11 protein-coding genes are annotated in these 13191 nt (G+C 35.1%); 9 read left to right on the forward strand and 2 right to left on the reverse strand.

Features of this window, described 5'->3' with window-relative positions; all coding sequences use genetic code 11:
• Positions 1-62 precede the first annotated feature (62 nt).
• From xylB to BMW36_RS07200, 7 genes are all read left to right on the forward strand, one after another.
• Positions 63-1562: a xylulokinase gene (gene xylB / locus BMW36_RS07170; RefSeq protein WP_089740177.1), complete on the forward strand. Its 1500-nt coding sequence runs from the start codon at positions 63-65 to the stop codon at positions 1560-1562.
• Positions 1563-1830: 268 nt separating this feature from the next.
• Positions 1831-2466, forward strand: coding sequence for a YesL family protein (locus BMW36_RS07175; protein WP_089740178.1), 636 nt, complete (start codon positions 1831-1833; stop codon positions 2464-2466).
• Positions 2467-2495: 29 nt separating this feature from the next.
• Positions 2496-4049, forward strand: coding sequence for a response regulator (locus BMW36_RS07180; protein ID WP_089740179.1), 1554 nt, complete (start codon positions 2496-2498; stop codon positions 4047-4049).
• A 6-nt stretch (positions 4050-4055) separates the two neighbouring features.
• Positions 4056-5807 (forward strand): sensor histidine kinase, encoded by a 1752-nt coding sequence (locus BMW36_RS07185; protein ID WP_089740180.1) that lies wholly within the window; start codon positions 4056-4058, stop codon positions 5805-5807.
• Between the two features lie 310 nt (positions 5808-6117).
• On the forward strand, positions 6118-7818 hold the full coding sequence (locus BMW36_RS07190) for an ABC transporter substrate-binding protein (RefSeq protein ID WP_089740181.1): 1701 nt from the start codon (positions 6118-6120) through the stop codon (positions 7816-7818).
• 196 nt (positions 7819-8014) lie between these two features.
• On the forward strand, positions 8015-8983 hold the full coding sequence (locus BMW36_RS07195) for an ABC transporter permease (RefSeq protein ID WP_089740182.1): 969 nt from the start codon (positions 8015-8017) through the stop codon (positions 8981-8983).
• A 36-nt stretch (positions 8984-9019) separates the two neighbouring features.
• The gene (locus BMW36_RS07200) at positions 9020-9910 is read left to right on the forward strand and encodes a carbohydrate ABC transporter permease (RefSeq protein ID WP_089740248.1); all 891 of its coding nucleotides are present in this window, start codon (positions 9020-9022) and stop codon (positions 9908-9910) included.
• An 87-nt stretch (positions 9911-9997) separates the two neighbouring features.
• On the opposite strand, the gene BMW36_RS20730 is transcribed toward BMW36_RS07200, so the two are convergent.
• Positions 9998-10129 (reverse strand): hypothetical protein, encoded by a 132-nt coding sequence (locus BMW36_RS20730; protein ID WP_281243009.1) that lies wholly within the window; start codon positions 10127-10129, stop codon positions 9998-10000.
• Between the two features lie 162 nt (positions 10130-10291).
• Here BMW36_RS20730 and BMW36_RS07205 point away from each other — a divergent pair, with 162 nt between their 5' ends.
• Complete coding sequence (locus BMW36_RS07205) at positions 10292-10492, forward strand: cold-shock protein (RefSeq protein ID WP_089740183.1); 201 nt, start codon at positions 10292-10294, stop codon at positions 10490-10492.
• Between the two features lie 173 nt (positions 10493-10665).
• Here the strand turns inward: BMW36_RS07205 and BMW36_RS07210 are convergent, their stop codons facing one another.
• Positions 10666-11805: a family 8 glycosyl hydrolase gene (locus tag BMW36_RS07210; protein ID WP_089740184.1), complete on the reverse strand. Its 1140-nt coding sequence runs from the start codon at positions 11803-11805 to the stop codon at positions 10666-10668.
• A gap of 419 nt (positions 11806-12224) precedes the next feature.
• Here BMW36_RS07210 and BMW36_RS07215 point away from each other — a divergent pair, with 419 nt between their 5' ends.
• Complete coding sequence (locus tag BMW36_RS07215; RefSeq protein WP_089740185.1) at positions 12225-13181, forward strand: ABC transporter permease; 957 nt, start codon at positions 12225-12227, stop codon at positions 13179-13181.
• The last annotated feature ends 10 nt before the right edge of the window (positions 13182-13191 follow it).

Genomic DNA, 13191 nt, shown 5'->3' on the forward strand with positions numbered 1-13191 from the left:
CTGATTTAGAAGACTTAGTACCTAGCTAAGTCTTCTATCATGCTATTTAAAGAGGTGATCAATTGAGTTACGTTATTGGAGTAGATTTAGGAACAAGTGCTGTAAAATTACTGCTGGTAAATAAAACAGGGGAAGTTGTTCGTGAAGTGACAAAGGAGTACCCTTTAATTCAGGAAAGAACTGGCTATTCTGAACAAAATCCTGAAGACTGGGTAAAACAAACCATTGCCGGATTGAAACAGCTGGTTGATGAATTTAATGGGAAAGCTGATGAGATCGTTGGATTAAGTTTTTCCGGACAAATGCATGGTTTAGTTTTGTTAGATGAAGATAATCAGATTCTGCGGAATGCAATTCTCTGGAATGATACGAGAACCACCGAACAGTGTCAGGAAATCTATGAAAAAGTAGGAAAGGAACGTTTTATAAACATAACGAAAAACCTGGCATTGGAAGGTTTTACTTTACCTAAAATATTATGGGTAAAAGAAAATGAACCGGAAATTTTTGAAAAAGCAAGGACGTTTGTTTTACCAAAAGATTATGTTCGTTATCGATTAACGGAAACATTGCATATGGATTACTCAGATGCTGCCGGTACCAGTTTGCTGGATGTAGCTAATAAAGAGTGGAGTAAAGAAATTTGTGAACTGTTAGGGCTTAATATCTCCATTTGTCCGCAATTAGTAGATTCCCATGAGAATGTTGGAAAAATCACTCAGAATGTTGCTGATCAAACAGGTCTGTCTGCTGACACAGATGTATTTGCAGGTGGTGCAGATAATGCATGCGGAGCTATTGGTTCAGGTATACTATCAGAAGGTAAAACATTCGCGAGTATTGGTACCTCCGGCGTAGTGCTGTCATATGAGCTCACCGGTGATAAAGATTACGGTGGCAAAGTACATTATTTTAATCATGGGGAAAAGGATACCTATTATGCAATGGGCGTTACCTTAGCAGCAGGACACAGCCTGAACTGGTTTAAAAAGACATTCGCCAATGAACTTACATTTGATGAATTGCTAAAAGGAATTGGAGAGGTGCCAGTAGGATCAAATGGATTATTGTTTACGCCATATATTGCCGGAGAACGGACTCCCCATGCAGATTCGAAGGTGAGAGGCAGTTTTATTGGAATGGACAGTTCCCACACAATAAAGGATTTCGCCAGAGCTGTGTTGGAAGGAATAACTTTTTCTTTAAATGAATCAATTACTATATTCAGAGAAAACGGTAAAGAAATTGATACAATATACTCTATCGGCGGTGGAGCAAAGAATAAGGATTGGCTTCAAATGCAAGCCGACATCTTCAATGCCAAAATTGTTCGCCTGAAAAGTGAACAAGGGCCAGGTATGGGGGCTGCAATGCTGGCGGCATTCGGATCAGGGTGGTTTCCTTCTTTAAAAGATTGTGCGGATACTTTTTTAGAGGATGCAGAAACGTATACACCTATTAAGGAGAATGCTAGTAAATATGAGGAGTTGTTTACTCTCTACCGTCAGGTTTATACACAAACAAAGCAGCTTAATGACAGCTTAATGACATTCAGAAAATAAGACCACATACCATAGAGGACTCATTTAGTAGAGTCCTTTTTTAATGATTTTAATAGTATACGCACTTGTCAAAATTGTACTTCCCATATCCAAGAAACTGTAATATAATAGTATGTATATTGGATGAACTAAGTTAAAGAGCAAAAATTGAAGCGCTTTCAAAAAAGTGCCTATGTAATCATAAATGGACTCATCGAAAAGGTAAAGTATTTGTACAGAAGTAAAAAGGTTATCAAATGTGTGAAATAACTGGAGTCGGAGGGGAAATATGAAATACAAAAATTCTAATCGTTTTTATCACTTTCTGGAATGGATCATGTGGATGATGTATTTAAATATCTTGTGGATTGCTGGAGTGTTAATGGGTATAGGCATTTTTGGGTTGTTTCCAGCTTTACTGGCTCTAGTTGTAACAATTCGTGAATGGCATGTGCAGGGAGAACAAATCAAATTTACGAGAGTATTTTTCCATGCCTGGAAACAACACTTTTTTATTGCGAATGGTTTCGGCATTGTTTATCTAATAGTTGGTTATATATTATATGTTGACTTTTATTGGATTGTTGATTTACAGAGTAATTTTAGAAGCTTGTTTGTTGTATTCTTCTTTCTCATGCTTATATTGTATTTTGTTTCATTATTATACCTCTTTCCAGTTTACGCACATTTTCACACCGGTTTTATGAAAACAATTAAACATGCGACAGCTTTAGGTATTTTTAGTCCTTTAATAACAGGCCTTATAATTGTGCTCATCATTGGATTACAATTTTTATGGAGATGGATACCTGGGTTATTACCTGTTATCGGTATAAGTGTAATCGCTTTTCTTGTTACGAAACTAGCGATCAGTGCATTTGAACAATTTGAGAACAAGCAGCAATATTTAAATAGTAAAAATTAAGCAGTCAATAACGAAAGGAGATCAAAATCATGCTGAAAGTTTTTTTGGTGGATGATGACGTATTTGTAAGAAAAGGAATCCAGACGTTAATTGATTGGGAGAGTTATGGATTTGAAGTGTGTGGTGAAGCAGATAATGGAGAGGACGCTCTGGAACTTATTCATCAGCTGCATCCAGACCTGGTTGTTACAGATATACGAATGCCAGTCCTGGATGGATTAGCGCTGATTGAACGAGTAATGGATGAATTGCTCCAGCCGCCATCCTTTATTGTGATCAGTGGATACAATGATTTTGAATATGCGCAAAGAGCTTTGCGTTTTGGTGTCCAGGATTTTTTGTTAAAACCCGTTGATCAAGAAGAAATACATGATACTTTGAAGCGCACTTCAGAAAAAATGATACAAAGAAAAGAGATGACAGAATATACGAAAAATTTATCAACCGCTTCATTAATTAAAAAGTTCTTATCTGATGAGATGGAATTTGCTGAGTCAATGAGCATATCTCACCCAATTATGCACTCTAACCAGTTTACTTTCGCAAAAATTGAAGTTAATGGATTGGATTTAGATTATGCTGAAATTGAAATGAGCATAGAGGGAATTTTAAACGAGTATAGGGGAACAGAAATGATTGCATTTTACGATGAGGCAATTGGCTATTATTGTATTGTTGTGACAGATAAATTTATAGATGTGAACAAGCTTAACTTGTTTGGATTTCTAGAAGGTTTGGAGAAACAGATTAGTAAACAACTTTCTTTACCTGTTATTATTTATGCAGGTGACACGGTTACTGATTTAATGGAATTAAGTCATTCCTATCATTCCGCGTGTGAGCTTACTCAATATAAATACATTTTCAGTGATAAAACACCAGTTATAAGCAATCTAGTTGAAAAAGAACAAGTATATTATATCGATATAGAACATTCTTATTATGATCAAATGATGGAATATATGGAGGAAAACAATAAAGAGTTAATTAAAAAACAGGTGAAAATAATGCTGGAACATGCGGTAACCAAGCACTTAGCAAAAGATGCGGTAAGAACAATTGTTAACAGAATGAATCATGAAGTGCTCAAACAGATAAAAGAAGCGAATAAATATGATCAGGAAATCCCTCATTTTAAAGAAATGGTTAAATCGGACCAGTATCCATTGACATTAGATCAGCTGGAGCAACTTTGGTACAGCTTCTTATCTGAATGTTCGGAATTAATCAATGAGCTGAATAATAATCGAATGAAAGGTACCATCCATCATATAAAAAAGTATATTCACAAAAATTATGATAAACCAATTACTATGAAGTCGATAGCAAATGAATTTTTTATAAATCCTGTTTATATGGGGCAATTATTTAAAAAAACATACGGCATTTATTTTAAAGATTATATTTTAAACGTTAGAATCAATGAAGCGAAAAAGCTGTTACGTACAACCGACTTGAGAGTTTATGAAGTGGCTCAAAAAGTTGGGTTTAATAATCCGGATTACTTTGTTACACAATTTGAAAAAGCGGTAGGGAAGACACCATCACAATATCGTAAACAGCTAATGAATCATATTGGATAAGATAGTATGAAAATATTACATTTTAATGATATTCGAATTCGTAATAAATTTCTTTTGATCTATATGTTTTCAGTTTTTCTACCTATTATTTTGACAAATATTATATTTTATATTGTGACGACAGAAAATGTGAGAGATCAAAAAATTAAAGACTATGAATTAGCTTTAGAGCAAATTGCAACAGGATTTAGACAAGGTGTAGAAGATGCAGCCGGTATCGCTTCCGTATTGTATTCTGATGCATACATTTATCAGTTATTAAATAAATCTTATGAAACGCCTGTAGAATTTATTTCAGCATATATCAACAATTTCCGGGATATTAACAAATATACCCCTATTTATTCCTCTGTTGATTCTATACATTTATATACGGATAATCCAACTGTAATTACGGCAGGAGGTATTTATTCAATAAATCAGGAAATGCGTAAAAGTTACTGGTATCAGACAACAAGTCAATCGAGACTGAGTTATCCTGTGCTAACACGAAATATATCTGAGACCGGTGAATTAGATCAATTTGTTATTGTGCGAGAACTAGACAGCAATCATTCTGCATTATATGAAAAAATTATGATGATTAACTTAAATGACCGTTTTATTAAACAGTCTTTCACAAATAAAACGTTTGAGGGGGAAGTCTATTTAGTTGATAATCTCGGGATCGTTCAATACTCAACAGATCCGTCAGTTGACCCAGCTAAAAGTATCACCAGATTTGAGTCAATAAATATGAATGAAGACAGTGTGATAATGGAGGAAACATACCAATTGCAATACTTGGATAACTGGAAATTAATTGGGGTCATTCCTAATGAGAATTTAATTACAGAAGTCCAAAACTCTATATATTCTATTATCTATTTGGCTTCATGGAACTTTGTCATTCCTACTTTGTTTATTTTATATATTGCCGGGAATATTCACCTTCGGTTGAGCACAATTGTTAAACAAATGCGAAAAGTGAAAGACCAGCGATTTGAAATAATTGAAGGAAAAATGTACAGGGATGAAATTGGTGTATTAACTTCAGAGTTTAATCGCATGACCCGTAAAATAAAAGATTTAATCAATGATGTATATATTGTAAGAATTCAGAAGCAAGAATTGGAGCTAGAAAAGAAAGATGCACAGTTAAAAGCACTGCAAAGTCAGATAAATCCACACTTCTTATTCAATGTACTAGAAACTATTCGTATGAGAAGTGTGCTGAAAAATGAAATGGAGACAGCGGATATTATTAAGTATTTAGCACAACTTTTAAGAACTTCGATTTCATGGGAAGATGAGTGGGTAACCATAGGAAAGGAAATACAGCTTATCTATGCTTTCCTGGAAATTCAAAAATACCGTTTTGATGACAAAATGGCTTACGAAATAAATGTTGAAGATGGTTTGGAACAGTGCTATATTCCGAAAATGACCATTATTCCCTTTATAGAGAATGCCAGCATCCACGGGATAGAACCTTTAAAAGGAAAAGGTAAAATTAACTTAAGGATTCATAAACAAAACAATTTGATCAAGTGTATTATAAAAGATAATGGTGTAGGAATAAAAAAAGAAAAATATAAGCAAATATTGAAGTCACTCGAAGATGAAGAAGTAATTGGTAAAAACATTGGTATTCGGAATGTTTCCCAACGGTTAAAAATGTACTATGGAAAAAATTATGAATTAAGTATAACTTCGAATGAGCTTGAAGGAACTACAATAATATTGGTAATTCCAGCAAATAATCACATGGTGATGTAGTGAATATACACTACATCATTTTATTTGCCACAAACCTAAAACATTTATATTCCCATTGATCAAAATGTTCTTTTCTGTTTTCCTTTAGAAACTTTAGAATTCCATAAAAAAGTATAGATGAATTTATAATTTCCTTCGTTTTATCCTGTTGTACTGTAATCGCTTACATAATTAGTTGAAAAATTAATGAAATTTTACAAGTTTCAGATAAACTTTAGTGGGTAACAATTCTCTGAAATACACGATAGAATGAAAGTGCTTACAGAATTTCTATAAGATTTATAAGAATTAGAGAGGGGAGTTAGTTAAAATGAGAAAGCAGTTTGTTTGGTTATTAAGTCTGTTAATTGCCTTGTTATTTGTTGCATCCGCTTGTAGTGATGATAGTCAGAACACTTCCTCAGATGATGGTAACGATACAAATGACGGAGGAGAAAGTGGAGACGTAATTACGTATGATTTTTTTGATGCCTCTGGTCCCGGTGAAGATATTAACACTTCTGAAACTACAATAGGAAAAATGTTTGAAGAGGAAACAGGTGTAAATTTTGATATCGAACATATTGTGGGAGATGTGAATCAGAAAGTTGGGACAATGATCGCAAGCGGTGAGTACCCTGAACTTTTAAATGCTGAACAATCTACTGATGCAGTTATAGATGCAGGGGGATTCGTCCCGCTTAATGATTTAATTGAAGAACATGCACCAAATATAAAAAAGATGTATGGACCTTATTTAGAATACATGAAACGCGATGATGGTAACATTTATATTATTCCATCGGGTGCTTCCCACGGATACGTAAAGCCGGCAAATCTGGAGCAAGGTGCTTGGTGGATAAAGCGTGATGTATTAAAAGAACTTGGTTATCCACAGCCTAAAACGTTAGATGAATATTTTGCAATCATTGAAGAGTATACTGCAGCGAATCCAGAAATTGACGGGGCAAACACAATTGGTTTCACAGCTTTAACTCATGACTGGCGATTCTTTGCCTTATCAAATCAGCCAAACCATTTAGCGGGTTATCCGAATGATGGCGGTATTATGATAGATATGGATACATTGGAAGCGGATGCTTATCCAGACAATCCAGAAACTGAGCGTTGGTTAAAGAAACTAAATGAAGTTAATGACAAAGGATTATTTGATCAGGAGTCCTTTACCCAAAACTATGATGAGTATTTAGCTAAAATTACATCAGGTCGTGTTGTAGGTTTCTTTGATTATCGTTGGCAAGTAGGCCAAGCGTTAGATACATTAGCCGAAGATGAAGACCCATACAATGATTACATGGGATTCCCTATAGTATTTGAAGAGGGGATAACTGATCAGTATTTAGACCCGGTAGGTTTTGCAGCTTCACCAGGTATAGGTATTACTACAGCTGCTTCGGAAGAAGACCAAATTCGCATTATTAAGTTTTTAGATCATATTGCAAAAGAAGAAACACAAAAATTAATCACATGGGGTAAGGAAGGCGAAACTTACGAGATAGATGAGAATGGCCGCTATTATCGTACAGAGGAGCAAATTGAAACAACATCCAACACCGAATTTCGCGACTCATTTGGGTTCAGCTATTTTGAATGGGGTTGGCCTAGAATGAATGGATTATACGAAGATGGCAATGCAGTGGAACCACCGAAACAGCAGGAGGTTGCTTCCCTAATGTATGACGATGGTGATAAAGAATTTCTGGAAGCTTATGAAATTGAAACATTCACTGAATTGTTCGCTGAGCCTGAAGAACGCCCTTGGTACCCTGCATGGGACACACCGATCGAAACAGGGTCACCAGCTCAATTATATGAACAGCAATTGGATGATTTAATGAAACGTAAATTTCCCGAGATTATCTTCGCTAATCCAAGTGATTTTGATTCCCAATGGAGTGATTTTAAATCTAGTTTTGAAACATTGCCTTATGAAGAATATGAGAATGTCATTACAGAATCAGTTAAGAGAAAAGTAGAAATTTACGAACAAGCACAAGAATCAGCTGAATAACAAAGTGAACTGGTTGAAAGGTGGGAGGTTTGAGCTTTACATCCTTCCTCCTTTCCATATTATCTGCTAATTGACTTGCTTTCGGACCATTAATTAATGAGATGATTCTAAAGTAAGCAGGAAGTATGCATTAGGGCAAAGGATTTTGCCTAATGGTCCGAAAGTAAAAATCAATGGAAGAGAAGGGGGATTACAAATGGCTTCAGGATCAGATATTGCAGCTAGTACTATAAAAAAAGAGAAGCAAGAAAAAGGATTGAAAGTTTTTTTAAGAAAATGTAAAGAGCAGCAGGCATTATTATGGATGACAGTACCATTTGTTTTATGGGTGTTCGTTTTCAAATATTTACCGGTATGGGGATGGACAATGGCTTTCCAGGACTATAAGCCTGCAGTCAGTTTCTCTGAGCAGGAGTGGGTCGGATTTAAGCATTTCCTGTTCTTATTTACGGATGAGCGGTTTTTAGGAGTTCTACGCAATACGCTTGCTCAAAGTTTAATTAATCTTGTGTTAGGATTTGTAACCGCAATAACATTAGCTGTTTTGATTAATGAACTGTCGAATATGAAGTTTAAGCGTACAGTGCAAACCATTAGCTACCTTCCACACTTTTTATCATGGGTAGTAGCAGCGGCCCTTGTATCTTCTGTATTGTCTATTGATGGTATTGTCAACGATGTATTAATGGGATTAGGCCTTATCGAGAAAGAGATTCTCTGGCTTGGTGTGGGAGAATACTTCTGGGGAATTTTAGGAGCTTCTGAAGTATGGAAAAATGTAGGTTGGAACGCCATTATCTATTTAGCTGCTATTTCAATGATTGATCAGGAACAGTATGAAGCAGCAAAAATCGATGGGGCTTCAAGAATACAGCGTATCATCCATATAACTATACCAGGGATGAAATCAGTTATTGTCGTTCTGCTAATCATGAATATCGGTTATATTCTGGAAGCTGGATTCGAACCTCAATACTTGCTCGGTAATGGGCAAAACGTGGAGTATTCCGAAAATATTGACGTTTTTGTTATTAAATATGGGATTTCCATGTTTAATTTTTCACTAGCTACTGCTGCAGGTATGTTTAAAACTGTAATTAGTATCATCTTTTTATTTGCAGCAAACTCATTATCAAAGAAACTCGGACAAGGCGGATTATACTAGGAGGGGTGAACATTGGCAAAAAAGAAGAGGAGTTTTATGCGGACGAAAGAAGATAAAGTATTTGATACAGCTAATATAATTTTTATGACTATTTTATGCATTTTTATGCTGTATCCATTTTTAAATCAAATTGCAATATCTTTAAATGACGCAACTGATTCGGTTAAAGGCGGAATTTATCTGTGGCCCCGTGAATTTACATGGAATAACTATGAACATGTCTTTGAAAAAGCAGCGATCTGGCAAGCAATCTTAACCTCCATATTAAGAACAGTTATTGGTGCAGGTGTAGGTTTATTGTGTACGGCAATGGTTGCATATGCAATTGCTCAGCCGAAATTCATGTTTAAAAAATCGGTCACGATCATTTTTATTATGACAATGTATTTTAATGGAGGATTAATCCCGACATTTCTTTTAATGAGAGATCTGAATCTAATCGGTTCCTTCTGGGTATATATTTTGCCAACACTAATTAGTGCATTTAATTTGATTATAATGCGGTCTTTTATTGAAGGACTTCCCAATAGTATCTTTGAATCAGCAAAAATTGATGGCGCTGGAGATTTTAGAATCTTCTTTAAAATTGTATTGCCGCTATCCTTACCTGTTTTAGCTACAGTAGCTTTATTCGTTGCTGTATATCAGTGGAATCAGTGGTTTGATGTTTTTTTATACAATTCCAGTAATGCGAACCTGACAACATTACAATATGAATTAATGAAGATACTGCAAAACTCCAGTACGACATCAAGTGGTGACATGGCCTCGGCATTTGCAAATTCAGCCAGTGGAGACAGTAATATGGTAACGCCAAAATCGATTCAGGCTACTATGACCATTGTGGCGAGCGTACCCATTATTATGGTTTATCCATTTCTGCAAAAATACTTTGTGAAAGGTATGACGCTTGGAGCTGTTAAATAATTCCAACAAGTAATTGATGAACCTGTTTTTCTTCTTTTTAAAGGGCGAGCACATAAGTGTACTCGCCTAACAACTATTTGTCATGATTTATTTTTTTAAATTTTTAATGGGTACTGTACCATTAGAAGTAAGTGCTTCTTCTCTTCTTCTGTCTTTCTTAGTTCCATATTCCTCATTCGTTAATTTCCCTGTATCTTTTGGCTGAAATGCTTTACCCATTTTTCTAACCTCCTGCATTTGTAACTTTTGAACAATGGGAGCAAACTTATTATCTCTCCAAAAAACAGAAATATGCTGTAAATTATTTTGACTTTTGGACAAAATAATATTGCAATTCTAAATTGCAAAATGGAAAGTGTACTATATGAAGGAGGCAACAAATTGGAACAAGGTAAAGTAAAATGGTTTAACAGTGAAAAAGGCTTTGGATTTATCGAGCGAGAAGATGGAGACGATGTATTCGTCCACTTTTCAGCTATAGAAGGTGAAGGTTTTAAAACGTTAGATGACGGTGATGAGGTTACCTTCGAAATTGAAGAAGGCCAGCGTGGTCCACAAGCAACTAACGTTCGCAAGGTATAAAAACTGAAAAGTCCTGTCCATTTTTCGCTTATGAAGTTACTATTGGAGCTCGTACGTCTGATAGAACCATTACGAGTTATTTTATAATAATTGAAAATATGCGGATGTGTAAGTACAATTAAAAACGCCTTGTCTCTGGGAAATAATAACTAGACAAGGCGTTTTCTGTTTAATTAATCTGGTTTATAAATTCTGAAATTCCCACTTAGTGCAAGCAGGCTAAAAAAGTACAAGCAATTATCATAATATCTTCTTTTGCCAGTTCTAAGCGGTGTATTCCAAAATAACTCAATACTTTTTCTCGCATTTTCTCCAGAAGTGGCTAGGGAAGCCATGGCATTGGTTGCAATTAATCCGACAGGGTGTAATGCTTTTTCTTCAAATGGTTCACCGTCTATCCGATATCTTCTGTAATCTCCAGGGTCTTTATCAACAAAGAAGTTTTGGATTTTTTCATTAACAACGGTTGGACAAGCGTTATCTCTGAACCATTCATAGTCCAGAGCAATATTACAAGCTACACGATAAGAGTCACTATAAAAATGACCAAAGCCGCGAATATGATTAGGACTACCATTATAAAAAGCATATTCAGGAGTAAGACCAGTGACTGGATGTGCAGATTGTGCTATATATTTTCTGCTTTCTTGAGCTGCTTCTTTCCAAAAAGGACGATCTATCTCATTTGCCCATAATGCAAACAACTCATAAAAATGAGGTAAGTGGTAAGATGGATCAGAGAATTCAACGTTTGGGACAAACTTTATTAGTTTATTTGCACGATTCCACATCGGATATCCATCATTGTTATCGCCTTTATGAATACAGCAATGCAGTAAGTCTTTTGCCTGCTCACTGTAGTTATACGGTACAACACCATCACCCCATCGGTGAGAAGCGAAAAATAAAGCTAGTGCAAAATATTCTTCCCCATCAGGTGCAGGTCCATAGGAATTCTTCGTTCCATCTGGTGAGCATGACCATGCGAAGTATCCTGCATTTTCTCCTTCTTCCATATACATAAAGGTTTTGGTCCATAGCCACAATTGATCGAAAATATCTTTTTCATCCATTTGTACTGCCATCATCATCCCATAGGACATTCCTTCTGTTCTAACATCATTATTTCCAGTATCGAGCATATAGCCCATATTATTATCAGTTTGGAAAAAGATTTGTGTTTCAGGACAATTTGATGTAAAAAGTTTATTCCATGTTTCTTTTACTCGGTTATTAATTTCATCTTTTTTGTAACCGTAATCATTGATGAGGTTACGATAACGATCAGTAAAATATGCTCCAATATAATTCATAATGATAAGTCCTTTCTTCATTTTCTGCTTAAATTATACCTAGATTAGAAAGTATATTATACAAACAAAGTTTACATTTCTCTGTAAAAAATAAAGTAATCAGTGTGCTCTTATAACTAGAAAAATTTGTTTTTAAACAAATAAACTAAGTTGCTTTTTAAATTTTTATGGTAAAACAAATAGCAAAGAAAAAATTAAAAACTACCATTCTAGTATATTGACAAAATTAACAAATCTAATTATAATAAGTACATCGAATAAACAAAGTATTCATTATTGGATTCTTGGGGTATAATTTCGCCGATACTGACATACTAGTCATACTAGAGTTATTGCTTCATTATTCTATGAGCGGATGATGTTTTAGTTTTAAATGTAAGCCCTTACTTAAGAGAGGGTTAAATAAAGGGGGATTAAATATGGAAGAAGCAGGGAGAAGTACAGGTCCGAAAACCACAAAAATCAGTATGCCTAAAAAAAGGAATTTTCAGGCATTTAAAAAGGATTGGCAATTATATGCATTAATTCTTTTACCAATAATTTACTTAGTGATCTTTAAGTATGTTCCGATGTTTGGAAACATTATTGCTTTCAGGAGATTTATTCCTGGGGGCAGTATTATAGGTGAGGACTGGGTAGGGTTTTATTATTTTAAAATGTTTTTAAGTGATCCTACTTTCTATAATGTGTTTGCCAATACATTGATATTAGCATTTTTGCTTCTTGTGATAACATTTCCGGCACCTATCATTTTTGCATTATTACTAAATGAAGTGAAAAATCGTTTATTTAAAAGATTTGTGCAAACGGCGTCATATTTGCCTCACTTTTTCTCGATTGTAGTTGTTGCTGGAATGGTATTTGAGATGGTGGCGCTAAATGGGCCATTAAACAGTCTAATAGCCTTTTTTGGCGGGGACAAAATTAATTTTATCCAGTTGCCAGAATGGTTCAGAACTATTTTTGTAAGCGTTGACTTGTGGCAGGGATTAGGATGGGGTGCCATACTTTATCTGGCAGCATTAACAGGAATAAATGAAGAGTTATATGAAGCAGCCAAAATAGATGGCGCAAACAGATGGAAACAAACGCTCCATATTACAATACCAGGAATATTACCAACGATTGTCGTTTTGCTGATCCTTAATATAGGTAACTTTTTGCAAGTTGGGTTCGAGAAGGTTCTATTATTATACAATCCCCTAACATACGAAACAGCTGATGTTATTGCGACATACGTATATCGAATTGGTCTGGAATCAGGGAGTTTCAGTTATGGTACAGCTATAGGTTTATTTGAATCCATCGTTGGTTTGATCTTAGTTTTTGGTGCAAATTATCTATCTCGTCGAATAACAGACAATAGCTTGTGGTAGGAGGGAGATT

It is taken from the genome of Gracilibacillus ureilyticus (assembly GCF_900111195.1).
In the GTDB taxonomy this organism is placed as follows: Bacteria; Bacillota; Bacilli; order Bacillales; family Amphibacillaceae; genus Gracilibacillus; species Gracilibacillus ureilyticus.